The 19,327-nt window shown below is 41.6% G+C and carries 11 protein-coding genes and 3 pseudogenes; 8 read left to right on the forward strand and 6 right to left on the reverse strand.

What is annotated here, in order from left to right:
• Position 1: 1 nt before the first annotated feature.
• Entirely contained in the window at positions 2-3,958 is a 3,957-nt protein-coding gene (treY, locus tag FFF34_014070; protein ID TSD65015.1) for a malto-oligosyltrehalose synthase, read from the forward strand.
• Between the two features lie 16 nt (positions 3,959-3,974).
• On the opposite strand, the pseudogene FFF34_014075 reads toward treY, so the two are convergent.
• From FFF34_014075 to FFF34_014090, 4 genes and pseudogenes are all read right to left on the reverse strand, one after another.
• Positions 3,975-5,619 (reverse strand): annotated as a pseudogene (locus FFF34_014075) (Bacterial alpha-L-rhamnosidase).
• Positions 5,620-5,676: 57 nt separating this feature from the next.
• Complete coding sequence (locus FFF34_014080) at positions 5,677-5,988, reverse strand: hypothetical protein (GenBank protein ID TSD65016.1); 312 nt, start codon at positions 5,986-5,988, stop codon at positions 5,677-5,679.
• 157 nt (positions 5,989-6,145) lie between these two features.
• A pseudogene (locus FFF34_014085) lies at positions 6,146-6,436 on the reverse strand (hypothetical protein).
• Between the two features lie 28 nt (positions 6,437-6,464).
• Positions 6,465-7,544, reverse strand: a complete 1,080-nt coding sequence (locus FFF34_014090) for an acyltransferase (protein ID TSD65017.1) — start codon at positions 7,542-7,544, stop codon at positions 6,465-6,467.
• A 77-nt stretch (positions 7,545-7,621) separates the two neighbouring features.
• Between FFF34_014090 and FFF34_014095 the strand changes: the two genes are divergently transcribed.
• Entirely contained in the window at positions 7,622-7,996 is a 375-nt protein-coding gene (locus FFF34_014095) for a hypothetical protein (protein TSD65018.1), read from the forward strand.
• Between the two features lie 92 nt (positions 7,997-8,088).
• Here the strand turns inward: FFF34_014095 and FFF34_014100 are convergent.
• A pseudogene (locus tag FFF34_014100) lies at positions 8,089-9,366 on the reverse strand (BamA/TamA family outer membrane protein).
• 709 nt (positions 9,367-10,075) lie between these two features.
• Between FFF34_014100 and FFF34_014105 the strand changes: the two are divergent.
• The 5 genes from FFF34_014105 to FFF34_014125 all read left to right on the forward strand — a co-directional run bounded on the left by FFF34_014105 (position 10,076) and on the right by FFF34_014125 (position 17,518).
• Positions 10,076-10,843: a hypothetical protein gene (locus FFF34_014105; GenBank protein TSD65019.1), complete on the forward strand. Its 768-nt coding sequence runs from the start codon at positions 10,076-10,078 to the stop codon at positions 10,841-10,843.
• Positions 10,827-13,283 (forward strand): non-ribosomal peptide synthetase, encoded by a 2,457-nt coding sequence (locus FFF34_014110; protein TSD65020.1) that lies wholly within the window; start codon positions 10,827-10,829, stop codon positions 13,281-13,283. The genes FFF34_014105 and FFF34_014110 overlap by 17 nt, the downstream gene beginning before the upstream one ends.
• Before the next feature lie 59 nt (positions 13,284-13,342).
• Complete coding sequence (locus tag FFF34_014115; protein TSD65021.1) at positions 13,343-14,215, forward strand: ABC transporter ATP-binding protein; 873 nt, start codon at positions 13,343-13,345, stop codon at positions 14,213-14,215.
• Between the two features lie 74 nt (positions 14,216-14,289).
• The gene (locus FFF34_014120; protein ID TSD65022.1) at positions 14,290-15,795 is read left to right on the forward strand and encodes a hypothetical protein; all 1,506 of its coding nucleotides are present in this window, start codon (positions 14,290-14,292) and stop codon (positions 15,793-15,795) included.
• A 208-nt stretch (positions 15,796-16,003) separates the two neighbouring features.
• On the forward strand, positions 16,004-17,518 hold the full coding sequence (locus FFF34_014125) for a hypothetical protein (protein TSD65023.1): 1,515 nt from the start codon (positions 16,004-16,006) through the stop codon (positions 17,516-17,518).
• Between the two features lie 14 nt (positions 17,519-17,532).
• Here the strand turns inward: FFF34_014125 and FFF34_014130 are convergent, their stop codons facing one another.
• On the reverse strand, positions 17,533-18,660 hold the full coding sequence (locus FFF34_014130) for an AhpC/TSA family protein (GenBank protein ID TSD65024.1): 1,128 nt from the start codon (positions 18,658-18,660) through the stop codon (positions 17,533-17,535).
• A 111-nt stretch (positions 18,661-18,771) separates the two neighbouring features.
• Between FFF34_014130 and FFF34_014135 the strand changes: the two genes are divergently transcribed.
• Complete coding sequence (locus FFF34_014135) at positions 18,772-19,326, forward strand: hypothetical protein (GenBank protein TSD65025.1); 555 nt, start codon at positions 18,772-18,774, stop codon at positions 19,324-19,326.
• Position 19,327 lies beyond the last annotated feature (1 nt).

Here is a 19,327-nt window from a genome sequence, read left to right on the forward strand (position 1 = left end):
CATGTTTAACCCGATATCAACTTATCGTATACAATTTCATAAAGATTTTACCTTTGCAAACCTGGAGCAGATCATCCCCTACCTGGCTAAGTTGGGTGTAAAAACACTGTACGCTTCGCCCATATTTAATGCTGTGCCGGGCAGCAACCACGGCTATGACGGGGTAGACCCGCTTAGCATTAACCCCGAGATAGGCACATTAGCACAGTTAAAACAGGTAAGTAATAAACTAAAGCAGGTTGGTATAAGCTGGCTGCAAGATATTGTGCCCAATCACATGGCTTTTCATCACCATAACAAATGGTTAATGGATCTGCTAAAAAATGGCCCCGAATCTCCTTATCGTAACTACTTTGATCAAAGCCTTGCCGATGAAGCTTTTTTTAAAGGCCCCATTATGGTTCCGTTTTTGGGTGATGACCTGGAAACCGTTATACAAAATGACCAGCTGCAAATTATCAGCGAAGAGAACGATTACTTTTTAAGCTATGCTGATCAAAAGTGGCCCCTCAATTCAACCTCGACCGCAAACCTAACCCCGGCAGATTTAAATGAGCTAAACAAGGATAAAGACAAACTATTAACCATTGCAAAACAGCAATTTTACCGCTTATGTAATTGGAAAGAAACAGATGAAATCATCAATTTCAGGCGGTTTTTTACTGTAAATAGCCTTATTTGTATCAATATACAACACCAGGAAGTATTTGACCATTTTCATCAATTGATAGCAACCTTACTGCAGGAAGATATTATACAAGGCCTGCGTATAGACCATATAGACGGCTTATATAACCCGCAGCAATATTTAGAGCGCCTGCGCAAACTTGCCGGCGATAAAACATATATTGTTGTAGAAAAAATTTTAGAATCAGGCGAAGAATTACCCGCCTGGCCTATACAAGGCACAACAGGATATGACTTTTTAGCGCAAGTTAATAACCTGTTCACCAACCGCAAAAGCGAAAAAACATTCACCCAATTTTACCAGGAACTTACCGGCAAAAAAAAACCGGTGAGCCAACAGATACACGATAAAAAAAATCTGATACTAACCAGGCACATGAATGGGGAACTGGAAAACCTTGCCAGCTACTTTATTGGGTTAGGATTAGGAGATGAGACTAACCGCGATGCTATAAAAAACGGAATTGCCCGGGTACTGGTGAGCCTGCCTGTTTATCGCTTTTATGGCAATAGCTTGCCGCTGGCCGAGGCCGAAAAGCAGGAGCTAAGCAAAATATTGGAAGATGTTAAAGGAGAGGTGTTACAACCGCTCATTACAGAGGGAGATGACAGCTATAACCAAAGAGCATTAAGTTTTTACCAGCGATGCATGCAATTTAGCGGGCCATTAATGGCAAAAGGTGTAGAAGATACTTTAATGTACACCTACAACCGCTTTATAGATCATAACGAAGTAGGCGATTCGCCACATACGTTTGGCCTTCCTGTGGACGACCTTCATGCGCTGATGATGCAGCGCCGTTTGCAATGGCCGTTATCGCTTAACGCAACCGCCACACACGACACCAAACGCGGCGAGGGCGCACGGGCCAGGCTCAATGTACTCAGCAACCTTAGCGATGAATGGATAAAAAAGGTTACCGAGTGGCAAACTATGAATGCTGAGTTAAAGGTAGGCGGCGCACCTGATAACAACGACGAGTATTTTATTTACCAAACCCTTATTGGTGTTTACCCAATGCCAGGCGAGGATACAGAAGGCTTTATAATCCGTTTGAACGATTACCTGGAAAAAACACTTCGCGAAGCAAAGCGCCATTCCGACTGGGCCGAACCAAACGAAGATTATGAAGATGCTGCCAAATATTTTGTAGAAGGTCTATTAGACACAAAGCGGCCATTTTGGGTTGACTTTGAAAGCTTCCATCAAAAAGTAAGCGATTTGGGTATTGTAAATTCGCTTGCCCAGCTTACTTTAAAGCTTACCTGCCCCGGCATACCCGATATTTACCAGGGCTGCGAACTGTGGGACCTGAGCATGGTTGACCCGGATAACCGCAGGCCTGTTGATTATGAGATAAGGCAAAAATTTATTGATGACAATAATGCTGATATAAAGAAACTTTGGAAAAACAGGTTTAACGGGCATATTAAAGCCTGGCTGTTGCAGCACCTTTTGCAACTAAGGACAAAATTTGTTGATGTTTTTGAAAACGGCGATTATATTCCTTTAACCGTTAGCGGCAAGCACAAGGATGAGGCAATTGCTTTTGCAAGAGTTTATGATGATAAATGGCTTGTAACCATTGTACCCATACGGGCAAATGCCGACCTGCACGATACCTATGTGCATTTACCCGCTGATGCACCTGTTTGTTACGAAAACGTGTTTACAAAGGCAAGTGGCGTAGTTAACAATAAAATAAAAATAAGCAAATTATTAAAGGAGCTACCGGTAGCCGTACTGCAATTAAGCAAATCGGTAAATCCCCGCAGCGCGGGCGTTTTGCTGCATATTACGTCCTTACCATCAAAGTTTGGCATCGGCGATCTTGGGCCACAAGCCAGGCGCTTTGTTAGCCTGTTAAAAAGCAGTTATCAGCGGTATTGGCAAATTCTGCCGCTCAATTCGGTAAGTGCAGATAGTGCTTTTTCGCCTTATAGTTCCACATCAAGCCAGGCAGGGAATATCCTATTGATAAGTCCGGAAGTATTGGTGGAAGACGGGTTATTAACCTTAAACGACATTAGTCAGTACGATCAGCAAGAAAGCGGGAAAGTAAATTTTGAAAGAGCAGAGCAAATTAAGCGAGGCTTGCTTGACCAGGCCTGGGCTGTTTACAGCACCCATCCGTCCGAACAACTAAAGCAAGATTTTGAGTCGTTTTGCACGCAGGAAAAGTACTGGCTGGACGATTATGCGCTTTACTGCTTTTTAAAAGATCAGCATAGTCAGGCTCCATGGAATGAGTGGCCCGATAAATTCAAATTCAGGGACCAAAAGGCATTAGCTGATTTATCCAAAACACATACTGAGGCATTGGAAAAGATTAAATGGCTGCAATTTATATTTACCCGCCACTGGAAAAAGCTAAAGGAATATAGTAATAAAATGGGGGTTAGCATTTTTGGTGACCTACCCTTTTACATTAGTTACGACTCGGCGGACGTATGGGCTAACCCGGATATATTCGGTCTGGATGAAGACCTGCAAATGATCAATGTGTCCGGCGTGCCGCCAGACTATTTTAACAGCAACGGACAACGCTGGGGCATGCCTGTGTATAATTGGAAAAAATTAAAAGAGCAAAAATACGAGTGGTGGGTAAACCGTATCAAAAAAAACCTGCAATGGTACGATATGCTACGGCTTGACCATTTTAGGGCATTTGCCGCTTATTGGGCCGTGCCTGCACAAGAAGAAACCGCTATAAACGGGGAATGGATCAATGGTCCGGGCGAGGGCCTTTTTAATACACTGTTAGCTGCCTTACCCAATTTGCCGCTGGTAGCCGAAGACCTTGGAGAAATAGATGATGACGTTTATGCACTTAAAGATAAATTTGCCCTGCCGGGGATGAAGGTATTGCAATTTGCCTTTGGTGATGATATGGCACAGTCGGGCCATATACTGCATCACCATACGCCGGGGCAGCTGGTTTATACCGGTACGCACGATAATAATACCACACTGGGTTGGTTTAGGCATGATGCCGGCAAAAAAGCAATCAAAAATTTAGAAAAGTACTCGAGGGGTGATATAAGCGAAAAAAATGTGGCCAAAACCATGATAAGGCTTGCTATGGCATCTGTTTGTAATTGCACCATCGTGCCTCTGCAAGATTGGCTTGGCATGGATGAGCGAAGCAGGATGAATACACCGGCCGGCGAAAGCGGCAATAACTGGCGCTGGCAATTAATGGAGGATGAGCTGACAAACATCCCCTTGGGTAAAATGCGAAAGCTCGCTGTTTTTTTTGATCGTATTTAAAAGCGCATTAACTGGTTTACTGCTGAAAAATCTGCGGATACTTGCGTATAAAGTAAACCGGCGTACAACTCCAGGCATGACAGTAACTGTTTACCGGGAAAAAGTTGTAGGGCGATAAATATTCGTTATTGGGGTCGTACACTTCCCAGAATGTATCGGCGCCTTTATTAACCATGCCGCCCCAGTAGTTTAATACTGTTGCTTTAGCTTCGGTATTAAGGCCCGCATTAACAAGTGCCTGCACATAATAATGATATAAGTATGGCGCACCGGGGTATAAGGCGTCTTTTTGCTTTACAACATTTAGCAAGGCGCGTTTGCTCTCGGTATATGTTAATACATCGCCCAGCGTAAACCAAATTTGCGAGGCGTATGATACCTGGCGCTTAGTGCCGCTGTAAACCAAACCTGTTTTTGCATCGTATAAATTGCGCTTTGCAGCTACCGACATTTTTTTAATTGTCGCCTGTATTTGGGGCAACTCGGCTTCGTGTTTTAGCATTTTGGCTAACCCATACGTTTGCTTTAAGCTATAAATACACAAGCCCTGTAGTGCCGCTTGTTTATCCAGCCGGTCTTTCCAATCAAAAAACAACCACCATTCTTTGTTGGCGCGCTCATAGTCCATCATGCCATCCTGCAGCAAATATTTGTTGATGATCTCCAGTTGTTTCTTAGCCACCGGCCATAGGTCATTGGCGGTTTCCTGGTCGTTAGTGGCGGATAAATACTCTTTAAGGGCTACATTATATAAGAGGGCGTAGTCCATTAAATATTGGTTCTCCTGCGGGTGGGGCTCGGGTTTTTCGAATACAGTACCCATCAGGAACCCTTTTTTGCCGCTAAGCCCGGCCAGCAGGTAAAGACAGCGTTTAGTCAGGTCGTAGTTTTTAAATGAATAGCTGTTAGCTAACGACTCCAGATATAGGTCGCCAATCCACAAACGACGGTCACGTTTGGGGCCATCCTCGTAAACAGTTTGCATGCATTCTTTAAGCGTTTTCAATCCAACGGCGTCAATAGCGGTAATTTCTGGCGTGGTTGTTTGCGCCAAAGCCGCGGGCTGGGTAGCAACAGAGCTAACCGCTTTACATTGTATATTAGCTATAGCAAAGCTGAAATTTTGAGAACTGCCCATCAGCTCAATTTTTACGTACCTAAAAGCAACGCGCCTTTCGATAGTTACAGTTGCGGGTACATCCATAACAGTTACCACTTCATCCTGGAGCCAGGCGCGGCTTAAGCCACCGGGATATGGGTCAAATGGTGTGGCAATTTCTGATGGGTACCTCGCCGAAGGTTAGTTTAAACCGCGATGGCGCATCGGCAGTGCCGGTAAGTACTTTTAGGTCGAAACTTACGTAGCCGGTTAAGTGCTCGCCAAAATCAAGTATTACCGTTTTTCTTTTTTGGAACGATTCATTATAAAATACGTCTAATGAATCCGTCTTTTTTGCTTCCCATCCCTGGAAAGCAGTGGGGTTTTTGACCAAGGCAACAGTACTTACCGGCTGTTTGATGGTCTCTTTTAACGGCGGTATATACTGCTTTGCTTTGGCCAGCCATTGGGCACGGTAAGCCTGGTAAACATCTTGCCCATAAAGTGGGGTAACTAAAGCGACTAAGGCTAAAAAAGTAATAATAGTAATACGCTTGGCCATGGTTGCAATTGGTTATAAGGCATCACTAAATTACAATTTAAACCTTGGTTTAAGTAACTAATCCCAAAACTGTTCTGTACTGCCTACTAAACTCAGCAACTCCAGTTTGGGTTCAGCTTCCAGTCCGCTGGCTTCCAATTCATCAGCAAACTTTTTAAAAGATGCCAGCGATGTTAAAAACTCGTGGTCTGCCTCGGTTTCAAGTTGGTCAAAATGCATAAAGGTTTTACCATCTGGCAATACATAAGTACTGTATTTAATACCCGGTCGGTTTATGGTTTTTAATTCCTTTACTACAGCTTTAATATTTTCGGCATTAGTAGCCGCGTATTCATGGGTGGTGGTGTAATGTACTCTTACTATTTTCATCGTAATTAATTTATAACGCAATTTACGACGGCATAAGGGCTAAGCAAGGTATTATAGCGGCAGTTTATAGGGTAAATTGCGACAAAACACTTATTATTGAACCTGCCAATAATAACGGGAGGTTGGTTATAGGTTTCTCGGTAATTTTTTTCCAGATGGAATAGCCGCCGTATACAAACATTAACCCTATACATACATATACCCATACCGATATATTGCGCCCGGCTATTACCATGTACAAGTAAGGCAGGCTAAAACTTACCGACGCAAGTAATAACGGGATAAGTATAGGCCTTTTGGCGCGCAGGTTCTTAACCGTCCATCCTAAAAATGAGAAAAAGCATAGCTTACTTATCAAATACAGGCTGCCCAATATTAAAGGGTCAACCTCGTGTTTTTCGCCTAAGCGTATCACCCAATCTTTAAATAGTGTTAGATAGTCTGCCATTTAACGCAAGGTAGTTTATTTTAAATGATTAAGCTTGTTTCCTTTTATTACTAAGGTATTTGCGTAAAGGCGCATCATAAAAGGTTAATGCCAGCCAGGCAAAGCCCACCAGTAATATCATACTCACTATGATTATAAGCGATAGCTGCCCCGGGGCGGGTTTGTATCTATTGTTATAATGGGCGAAAAACCATATTACAGCATAATGTGTCATATAAAGGGGGTAAGATATATTACCCGAGAACACGCATATCTTTTTTAGACCGGGCGATAGTACAGCGCCGGCCCCCAACGCAATAAGCAGTGGGAAATATAAAAATACCACAAATGGCTCGGTTATCCAGTTCCATTTGCCAAAGGGCATTAAAAAGGCCGCCGACAACAGCACACACAGGCCTAAAAAGCCCAGCCTGTTTTTGATGATCCAGTTAGAGCGGTAAACAAGCAGCCCTGCCAAAAACGAATAGGCAATACGCGCTGCACCATCCCAAAAGTTAGGGATACCCCAGCCTCCCATTAAGTTGCCCGTATTGTAGGCTATATAACAAATGGGTAACGCGCATAGTATGGTTAATATGAGGAGGTAACGGCGTGCAACACGGTACAAAACAAGAGCATAGAAAATGTTAGCTACATACTCCCAAAATAGCGACCATGCCGGGGCATTAAAACTAAACAGGTTAAAATAACGCTCGGTGATGGCACCATCGGGTATCATTAGTATCGAGCTTAAAAATATCAGCAATATTTTGCCTGCGGTATAGGATGCGGGTGGCCCAACTAAGGGGTCGAACAAAAAGGTAAGTACGCCAAGTACCGCGCCTAAAACAACCAGCGGATGCAGCCTGATGAGCCTCGATTTAATGAATTCCCAAATGCCTATTTTGCTTATACGGTCGTCATAAGCATAACCTATTACAAAGCCCGATAAGCAGAAAAAAAAGTCGACGGCTAAAAAGCCATGGCCTATAAAATTTTTGCTGTAATCTGTATAAGCCACCTCCATAAAATGGAAACATACTACAGCCAAAGCAGCTACGCCACGTAAGCCATCAAGTATATCAAAATGTTGTTTAGTTTTTAGCAGGGTTGGCGTTAGTTTTGTCATCTATGTTTTGTATGTTAGTAGCAGTGGTATAACCAACCACCATCACCAATAAATAAACAAAATTTAAACTATTAACGATGAAAACTTTTAAATTATTTGCCGCTATAGTAGTAGCAACGCTGATTTTTGCAGTAAAAACAAACGCCCAGGTAACATCTACCTACATTAAGGGAAAATGGGATGTATTAATTAAGGGTACCCCGCAGGGTGATGTACATTTCTTGTTTACACTTGCCGATTCAGCCGGAACGATCAAAGGAACCTACACCGACCCTGAGACCAAAGCAGAAGTGCCGCTTACAAAAACCGAATTAAAGGATGATAAAATTACCCTTTACTTTACTATTCAGTCGTACGATCTTTCGTTAACGCTCGCAAAAAAGGATGAAGATAATGTTACCGGTAGCCTAATGGCCATGTTTGATGCCACAGGTGTGCGTATAAAAAGCTAAACGCCTTTATTTTTTGATCAAAAAGCCCCAGACTGAATATGCCCGGGGCTTTCTGATTCTTACAGAACCAGTATCTAATATTGATGTTTAGCTTAAAAAGCTTCGTTTAGCCCCAGGAAAAAACCGCGTGAGCCGTACTTGCCCCAGGCATAATCTAAGCATAAGTTGGTGCGTGTGGCTTTGTTAAACAGCACACGTAAGCCGCCACCGCCGCCGGGCTGCCATTTCTCAAAAAGTGTGGTACCCGATTCATCATTAGCGGTTTGCATGCTAAAAAAGGTAACCCCACTTATAAATTTGTTTTTTAATATCGGGAAACGGTATTCTACTTCCGAATAGTTAAACTGTGTGCCTTTAAAGTAGCCGGTTACGTAGCCGCGCCCGCTTCTAAAATTTGCGTCTTTTGCGGTACCGGGTAACTCCAGGTAGGGCACATTGCCAGTTTACAAATACGATCCCCAATTCCAAAAGGCTAATACATGTTCGGGGTTACGGGATGACAGGCTGAAATATTTTCTGAAATCAGTAGTAAATTGCACGGCGCTTTTACTACTACCCATCCATGTTTCGTTAAAACGGAAACCGGCATCGGCATAAATACCTTTGTAGGCGCGGTTTTGGTTGTCGCGCGTGGTATACTGGGCATTAAACAGCAGGCCGTTTGCCATATAGCTATCGCGATCGAAGCCATGTTTATCACTATAGATATTGTATGGCGTTAAGTCGGTGGTTGAAGATCTGTCTTCTATTTTTCGGCGAATATCAAATGATACGCCCGCACCTAAAAACAGGTTTTTTTGCACCTCTTTATATACCTTCTCTCTAAAATTATAATATTGCGAGTGTAGCGCCCGGCCCTTTCGCTCGGGGTTGGCCAGTATCTGGTCGGCTTCGCTGCCCGTAGATGCCTTGCCTATACCTAACCCAAAATCGGGCGAAACTGTTAGTGCCGCTACCAGGTTACCCTGAAAATTCCATTTATTACCGGGTGTATAAACGTTGTGGTTAACATAAAAATAAATAATGCCCTTGGTAGTGATAGATGCTGATGTTGCAGCTACAGAGAGCAGCGTATTAGGGTCGTTGCCTAACTTACGGCCTGCAACCGCCTTTATGCCTAACTGCGAGCCGATGCTTGGGTTTGACGCGATATTTGGAATAATGGTTATGCCCGATGGTTTTTTACGTACCGAGTCGGGTTTTTTATGAGGATGAAAAATATCGTTGAAAAGGTTGCCAATATCGTACTGCTTTGCGAGTGCATTAGCCTCCTGCCTTATCTTCACAGAGTCGGCGTGCAACGAATCAGCTTTTATCGTATCAGGAAGGGTTATCTGCCCATAGGCAATGGCATTAAAGCCTATAAACAAGGTAAATAGTAAAAATTTTAATAAAGTGGCTTGCCGTAATTTCACGCTTTTAGTGTTAGTAACTGCCGTATGGTTTCTGATAGCTTAACCTTATAAGGTATAAAATGTTTTTTTTGGCTTAAAAACTGAGTTTTCGATGATAAAAGGGCATAGTATATATTTATGTAACAATAATAATTACTTAACTAAGCTCATCGTTTAAGGCAATATATTTGGTTAAACATTTCCTTTATGAAAAATACCTTTACTTATCAGCTAACATCCTGCTTATTTGCGCCTGTACAAAAAGGACGATACATTTAACCCGCCTAAACATACTACTGTTATAAAAATGCCGGACTAATACTATTTAAGGCAATGCCGCTATAACAAACGATGTAGTTACTTTTTACCAGAGTTTTGGCTTTGATACCGCGGTAAACATTGACGGTTACTACACACTTGATTTAAAAACCAAACAAATTAAACTTATACAGGCCGATAGCACACCCTACATAGTTACCGATTATCAGCTAAAAAATGGCTCGGTATTTACGGTTAGGCTGATGGCGTTTATAAACTGGTACCGGTAAAATAAAACATCAACATCTCTGCAGCATTTTCTATATATCTAATTAGCGCCAAATACGTATACGTGTATTTTAGCCACGTACTACTTGTTAATACCAGGCTAATATTTAAATTTGACGCGCCCTATCCCTAATTAAATATGCAGTTGATCTTTAAATACGACTTCGAGCGATTGATGTCGTATTCGGTTAATAAAGCCAATAATATTAAAGTGCTCGAAGCTGCACCCTACACGCTGCTGTCTTTCCCCGAGGTCGGTTACTTTAATTACGCCTTTAACCATAATGATGAGCCTTTTACTGAAGAGCAACTTAAAAACATTCAAGCCTTTTACCTTCAGCAAGATATAGCTAAACACCAGTTAATAGTTGATGCTAAACACAAGGATAATGGCCTATTATTAACTAACAGTGGTTACGCCCATAAAGCCACTATTGCCAAAACAGTATTGCTGCCAAACAGCTTTAGCCACCAGCAAATAATGCCGGGTTTAGCGTTTGTACCGGTTACACAAAATAATTTAGCCGTTTTTACCCGTTTATATTTAAACGGCTTTGGGGCGGTAAACCGCAATGCAGATAGTGTGTTAGACAATTTTGGCACCCTGTTAAATAAGCCCGGTATATCGTTATACGTGCTGCAGCATAATCTTGATTTTGTAGGGATAAATGTTTTATATCACCATAACGATGAAAGCTTGCTGGCCGGCGGGGCAATTATGCCCGAATTTAGAAACCATGGCTATCATAAAAGCGGCCTTGCTTTTCGTATTCAGCAATCGCTGGCATTAAATAATTCAAAAAAAATTGTGGCCTGGGCCTACGATGATAGTATTAGCCTGCAAAACATGCTTAAACTAAAAATGACCGTACAGCAAAAGTTTATGGTTTATGAATATTGTAACTAAGCTGTTAACCACCTGTAAAGCATTTCCAAATAATATTGCAGTTAGCCTGGGCGAGCAATCTATAAGCTATCAGGCATTGTTAGATCAAAGCCTTGTTGTAGCGAATTTTATTGCTGATAAAAACATAAGGCGCAGTTGTATTGCTATTGAGGTTAATAATACCATAGAACATATCATAGCTATGATAGGTGTGATCCTTTCAGGCAATTATTACCTATCGGTAACAAGTGATAATAATGCGTTTTTTTTGGCAGAAAGAAATTTGCCCTTGGGGCTATATATTGCCGATAGCCAGCTTGGCCAATCGTACCAGGCGGTGTTGATAGAAGACATCCTGAAATATAATACATCCAATACTACAAGCCTTCCTAAGATAGACCCGTATGATAAACTGTGCGCCTATTTTACATCGGGTAGCACAGCCTCCTCAAAATTAGTTATCCATAACCATTACAGTATATACAGCCAATTACTAAACGAGATTGAGCAAAACCAAATCACCAGCACAGATAAACTCGACTTTGTTTTTTCGCTAAGTTTTAGCGCGGCATTATCCTGTGTTTTCCCTGCGCTGTTAACCGGTGCCCGGCTGTGCGTTTATAATGTAAAAGAGCATGGCTTAACTGGGCTTGCTGATTTTTGGCAGCAAAACGGAGTTACCTTTAGTACAATATCTGTAACCACCTTTCAAGGTATTTGCAAAATAAACGAGACATTAAAGCATATCCCTTCTATCAGATTTGTATCAATAAGTGCCGAGCCGGTAAAGGATACTACGATAGCTTACTTTAAGAATAAGTTTGCAGCTGGTGCTGTTCTACAGATAGCCTATGCTACAACCGAAACGCGAACGATCACCGATCTTAAGATAGTAAACGATAACACCGAGCAACCTTACACGGCATCTATTGGCAAGCCGGTTAATGGCAAAAACGTTTTTATTGCAGATAGAAATAATCAGATACTGCCTGTAGGCAGCATTGGCGAAATCGTGGTTGAATCGGAGTATATTGCCGACGGGTACTTCGGCCTGACGGAGGAAAACCTGGCGCAATTTAGTCGCAATGGCAATCTTATAAAATACAAAACGGGTGATTTGGGTTATTTAAATGAGGAGGGCTATCTTTTTTACGCCGGACGCACTAAAAGCGAAATTAAACTTAATGGTATTAAACTTAATATTAAAAATATTGAGGATGAGGTAGAGAAAGTTAACGGCATTACCCAAGCCGCTGTTGTTATAAATAATACTATGGGTAACTTAGCCAGGCTCGTCTGTTTTTTCAAGGCAGGGGATGACGTATGCAGCAATCAAATAAAAGAGCGCATCAGTATTTATTTGCCGACCACGCATATCCCCCAATTTTTTATTAGAGTGCGCGAACTGCCCGCAACGCATTCTGAGAAAATTGACAGAAAGACTTTGGAAGCCATGCCCATTAAGGATTTGATAGAGATAGAGCAACCGGAAGGCCCACAAAGTGTTAATAAAATCGAAAATGTTATTATTGCTGCCTTTAAATCGATTTTAGAACTTGATAAAGTAAGTGCAAATAGCGATTTTTTTGACTTGGGTGGCGACTCGTTCACGAGCTTGCTTTGCATTGCCGAAATAGAGCAGAGCTTAAATATCAGGATTCCATCATTCGCTATTTTGTACCATGCCACGGCTGCAAAATTAAGTTTATATCTAAGCGGAGCATACGATAATAGCACCGGGTTGGTAGCAACACACCAATTAAATAAGCATCTGGAAGGCAGGCAAAACCTATATATCTTAGATAATTCGCCGGGTAATAAATACAAGCATTTTAAAGATACTTCGCTATCCTTACGATTTAACATTACCATTATTTATTATGATCTGCGAAAAAGCCACCAGCTACCCAATGGTAGTAGCATTATAATGACTGCAATGATAAAGATAGTAGGCGTGCAAAATGGTAGTATAGTAATGGGCCATAGTTTTGATGGCTATATGGCGCAGCAATTAGCCTGCGTAGTGCCGCAAATAACATGGTGCATATTAATTGATACCTACAACTATTTCGACATGAAGAAGGTATATTTTAAGTACACACTTAAAACCTTTATAAAGGCAATGGCATGGCATATAATCAATGCCGGAGATTATGGCTTGCCCGCCGTTCTGTTAAAAGCGAAACTATTTAAAGTAAAGCCTAAAGCCCCTGCAGATAACTCGTTTATTGAAGGTATTACTTATATGCTTGCACAAGTAAAAAATTATAAAACCATTAATAACTGCCTTTATGTTAAGGCAGGCAGGTCGCACTTATGGGACAAAGGAGATTTTTTTGGCTGGAAAAATCATATTGGCGGCGTTTTTAAGGCTTGTTCATTAAAAACAACCCATGCCGAAATAATCAGCAATGAAGCCTTGGCTATTACCAGGTTAATAAATGAGACTATACCTAAATAAAAATAAGACTGTAACTTAATCTTCAAAAATAGGTCATAGCAGCATACGAATATAATTGCATGGCTTTAGAAATTAAAAACCTTACTAAACAATACAATAAAAGCAAAACTGGCCTGTCCGATTATTCAATAACTATTGATAAAGGCGTATTGGGATTGCTTGGGCCAAATGGCGCGGGCAAATCAACTCTTATGAAAATAATTGCTACTATTAGCAAGCCCACCCGCGGAACGTTGTTTTTAGATGGTGTGGATATTGTAAACAATCCTGATAAAATACGTCAAGTGCTGGGCTACCTGCCGCAAGATTTTGGTGTATACCCCAACTTAAATGCCTATGAGTTTTTAGAATATATAGCGGCTATGAAAGGCGTTGGCGGCAAAGGCCTTCGTAGTCGAATAGATATGCTGCTGGATGGTGTTAACCTTACTGCCGATGCCAAAAGGCCCATCGGCACATATTCGGGTGGTATGAAACAGCGTATTGGGATTGCGCAGGCATTACTCAACAACCCTAAGGTGTTAATTTTTGACGAGCCCACCGTTGGCCTTGACCCGGAAGAACGCGTGCGTTTTAGGCAGTTAATATCAGACATGGCCGATGATTGCATCATTATACTTTCATCGCACATCGTATCGGATATTGAAACCATTGCAGATGAGGTTGCTATTATGAAGAATGGCACTTTGCTGGCGAAAGCCATACAGCCTGATATAGTTAAAATAGTTGAAGGTCGTGTATTTGAAACGGTTATAGATACTCCGGGTTTAAATGCGTTAAAAACGCGTCAATTGGTTATTGATACCAGCCGCCAGAAAGAAAAAACAAAGGTGAGGTATATTTTACGTTCGGACGTGCCTGAGGATAGCTCTGTTGCCATAAGCGCTACCCTTGAAGATTCTTATTTATTTTTAACGCAAAGCAACGCCTAACCGTGAGATATATCTACAGCATTATAAAGGCAGATTATTTACAGCGAACACGGAGTTATAGCTTTTTAATAACTATGGCTGTAACCATTTATGCTGCATACTCCTTTGTGCCACCGCCCTCTGCACCATATACTACACTAAACGTAGTTGGTTATAAAGGCGTTTACAATTCGGCATGGGTAGGTAATGTATCGGCAATGATGACAACCGTAATGCTTTCGCTATGGGGCTTTTTTTTAGTTACTGGCGGTATAAAAAAAGACATTGACACAGAAGTGGGTTTGATAGTAGCAACTACACCTATCAGCAACTTTGGATACCTGCTAAGTAAATGCCTTAGCAACTTTTTGGTACTGCTTACCATAATGGGTTGCACATTTGTTATTAGCATTGCCATGTTTTTTGTACGCAGCGGCGATTACCCTTTTATCATAAGTAAATTTATAGTGCCCTTTTTGCTGTTAGCAGTGCCGGCATTATTACTGATATCGGCTATTGCTATAGTTGGCGAGGTTTTTTTAGGTCGAAAAAGTATTTTACAATATATCCTTTTTGTTTTCCTTTTTGGGGTGATCGTAGCGCATGCTAACGGTGAACAAAATGATACCCTTGGCATCATAACCGATCCATTTGGGTTACGTACCATGACTGCTAGTATAAAAAATCTGGTGAACAATCAATTCCATGCCGACATAACCGAAGTTTCTTTTGGTTTTACTTTCCACAGTCATAACGCATTTAAAACTTTCGTTTGGGAGGGCATCAGTTTTAGCCCTGTTTTTTGTATTAGCCGCCTGCTATGGGTGGGTATTTCGGTAGGGTTGGTATACTCGTCGTCCTTTTTCTTTCATCGCTTTGATATTAAGCAACGTAGCGGAAAAAAGAAAAAGGCAATGGCGTCGCCTCAGATTAACCACGAAAACTTAATGCCGCAAGGTGGTATAACCATGGCTAACCTACCATTGGTAACTACCAATTATAGCATTATCCCCTTTATAAAAACTGAACTTTTATTAATGCTGCGCAAAGGCTCCAAATGGTTTTGGCTTATTAATGCGGGCTTATCAATAAGTATGCTTTTTGCACCATTAGCTATAGGTCATTTGTATTTGTTGCCTATACTTTGGTTTTTGCAGGTAACGCGCTTATCTGAATTGGCTACAAAAGAAAAAACAAACAGGTTGCATTACTTTACTTATGCCTCTTATAAGCCATTGCAGCGTATGCTGCCTGCCCAGGTAATTGCTGGTATTATATTGGCGCTGACATTAAGTCTGCCATTAATAGCAAGGTATGCAATGATATTTAACTGGTACGCCATTTTCAATATTTGCAACGGGGCTATCTTTATTGTTCTGTTGGCGGTATGTCTGGGGATTGTTAGCGATGGTAAAAAATTGTTCGAAGTATTTTTCTTCCTACTTACTTACATGATCACCCAAAGAGCCACCCCGTTAGATTACCTTGGTGCGATGCCCCATAGCAATGCAATGATCTATTTGCTGATAATATTAGCCACTAATGTAGTGTTGGTTGCCACCAGTGTATTCGTTAGGGGTTATCAGTCAAGGCATTTATAACAACTACCGGGAATAAAACATCACCATATAGCTATTTTATGCCGCGTTAACATATAAATAATGTAAATGGGCTGTTGTAATAATAATTGTAGTTTTTAATATTACAAAGATTTTTGCAACTTACGCCGCTTAAATTATTAGGTGATACCGCTTCATGAGAAAAAATATTTCGTTTTTTTTAATAATTTTTTGTCTCGCTATTGTAGGCATGACTGCAAATTCATGTAAACGCGAGCGCTTTTCATCGGAGTTAGAACAAAAGAAATTGGAGCGCTTATTGTCGTTGGACGACGGGCAGCTGCAAATTCCTGATTTTTCTTTTGCAGGGTTTGAAAGGAACGAAAAAGCCGTACCACAGGTTGATGTTAAAGTTACCTTAAAGCCCGGTAGCGGCGACGATGGCGTCCGGATACAACAAGCAATTGACAAAGTATCGGCTATGCCTTTAGTGAATGGTTATCGCGGGGCGATTTTGCTTAAGGCCGGGACATATCAAACTGCCGGCCAAATTGTTATTGCTGCAAGCGGAGTTATACTACGCGGTGAGGGGCAATCAGATAGTGGTACAGTAGTTATATCCACCTCAAAAGAACCGCGAGCCAGGGCGTTTACCTTTATGAAAATTATTGGAGGCGGGCAAGATATACAGGAAATAGGCTCACCGCTGGAGGTTGCTGCCGATTCGGCGGTTAGGGTAGGTGCTACAAAAATACCGGTAGCTACTACAGCAGGATATAATGTAGGTGATACGATAGTTTTGGTTAAAACCCCCAATGATGCATGGATAAATACGATTAAAATGGCTGAATACGGCTGGACAGCAGCTGGTTACAAAATGCAGCATTTACGAATAGTTAAAAGGGTTGACCCAACGGCTATATGGATAGATATACCCGTAGTTGATGGTATCCAAAAGCCTTGGGGTGGTGGTTATATAGCTAAAGCATCAGTTCCGGGGCGGGTTTTTCATAGTGCCATTGAAAATATGCGGCTGCGTTCGTATTACGCATCCGACGAAGACGAGAATCATGCATGGACGGCCATACAGTTATCGCGGGCAACTAATTGCTGGGTTAAAAATGTAACAAGCCAGTATTTTGCTTTTGGTTGTGTGGGCATTTATAACCAGTCGGATTTTAACCTTGTGCAAGATTGTGCTGTATTAGATCCAAAATCACAGCCTGTCGGCAGCAGAAGATATTCTTTTTACATAGCAGGCGGCATGGGTAATTTAATTCAGCGTTGCTATACACGCGGCGGACGCCATGATTTTGTAACAGGTGCCCGTGTGACCGGGCCAAACGTTTTCTTGGACGGCCTTGCCACTGCAACATTCGCAGAAACCGGCCCCCACCATCGTTGGGCTACCGGTATCCTTTTTGATAACATTTCGGGCGGGCAACTTCGGGTAACAAATCGCAGAGAAACCGGGACAGGCCAGGGATGGACAGGTGCCCAAGTAATGTTCTGGAACTGTACGGCATCTGTTGACTTTGGTGTATTTAGTCCTCCTACTGCAAATAATTGGGGTATTGGCTGTATTGGTTCGCAACAAAACGGTGGCGGCACTTATATTTCGCCGGGCCATCCTGTAGCTACACGCAGTATTTTTATTAGTCAGTTAGAAAGTCGCCTGGGGTCGGCAGCCGTTATAAGGGTTACCAACGATGCACAAAGAGATGGAACGATTGCAGGTAAATTAGCTAATTGGGAAGGTAATTAATAAGGCGGGGTGCCTTAGTGTTTACCTAATAGTTCGTCCAGCTTATTTAGCAGTACTTTGTCTCGTAGATCTTTAGCAATAATTTTACCTGATGGGTCAATTAAAAAATTAGCAGGTATGGTGGTAACTCCATAAAGGGTTTTTACTTTTTCTTTCTCAGGTTTACCATCCAGCACTTGGGTCCAAACTAATCTGTCAGCTTTAACTGCTTTTAACCAGTTGGCTTTTTCATCAGCATCTTCAATAGAAACACTTAAAACGGTAAAGCCCTTGTCTTTATATTGTTGATAGGCCATCATGACATTTGGGTTTTCGGCCCGACAGGGGATGCACCACGACGCCCAAAAGTCGACCAAAACATACTTGCCTTTAAAATCTGACAATTTTACAAGCCGCCCTTTGGCATCGGGCAAGGTAAAATCTTTAGCTGCCAATCCTGCTGCTGATGCTTTTGCTGCGGCAATGATACGCGCCATATCCGCACCCAAAGGGCTTTGCTTTAACGTGGGCGTTAAACGGGTATAAGCCGCGTCAATTTGTGGCAGCAGATCGGCATTGTCTACTATTTGCCTTAATGTAACCAGGCTTATGTACGACCCTGGATGCCTGCTAACAAATGCCAATTGAACGGTTGACATTTGGTTAAATATATTTTTTAAAGCGGCCATTAACACGGCTTTGTTATTAATGTCGTTTTGCTGCTCGGGTGTTAACGCTTCATATTTACTTTCAACATCTGTCCGTTGCGAATAAAAGGGCCTTAGTAAGTTATCCAGTTCATTAAAGTCGTTATTATTTGGGGTGCCTGATAACTTTATTAGGTAAGGGTTATTATTATGCTTTATCAAAATATTACCCGGCTCTATATATAAACTAATTGCGTCGTGCGACACTTCTATAACCCTGGGGTCTTCATTTTTATATATAGTTGCTTTTGCCAGGCCGGTTATGCTGCCATTAAATTCAATAATGTTATTGGCTACTATAGTTGTATCGGTTATTACTTTATCGCCAGCCTTGTAAACAAGGTAAATTTTGTCCCCGTTCTTATATGCATCACCGCTTACTGTAATTTTAAAGGGTTGTTGCGCTAACACCATCAATGGCAACATCATTAAAATGCACAAAAAAACTTGTTTCATAAGCTGCTAAACGGTATGCTATAAAAATAGAGAACATATTTATATAAAAAAACATTTGTAACCATTGCACGCCATCTATCGTCTACCAAATAGTAACAACACAAAAACAACATGATCCAATCACTACCATCACTAAAAACAATTGCATTTGCCGCGTTATTTATGTTTGCCGCAATTGCCTCATCACACGCGCAAGACAAAACCAAGCGCATTGGTAATAAGCCGCGCACCGGTTCGTCAAACAGTAGCTTCGACGTTGTCAAAGGTGACCAGGTGGCCATTAAAATGGATGCCGGCAATAAACAGGTGCAGCTTTTACAATTTAGCTTTGATGTAACCAATAACTACCGCGACAGCATACCATTTAAGGTAAATGTTTACGAATACAACGAAATATCGGTAGGAGATAATTACGTTAAACAGGACATTATCAGCTATATTCCAAAAGGTAAAAATAAGATAACGGTAGACCTTGCTCCCTACAACATCGCCCTCAAAAAGAACATCCTGGTATCTATCGAGTGGTTACAAACCATTCAGGGCGCTGATCCATCTTTTGCAATTGGTTTATTTAACGGCGGCACCTACAGGCAAGAGAGTGGGCGCTGGAAAAAAACACCTGTAGCCGGTGTGGATTTCAACGTGATTATCAAAAAAGTAAAATAAC

It is taken from the genome of Inquilinus sp. KBS0705 (assembly GCA_005938025.2).
Taxonomy (GTDB): Bacteria; Bacteroidota; Bacteroidia; order Sphingobacteriales; family Sphingobacteriaceae; genus Mucilaginibacter.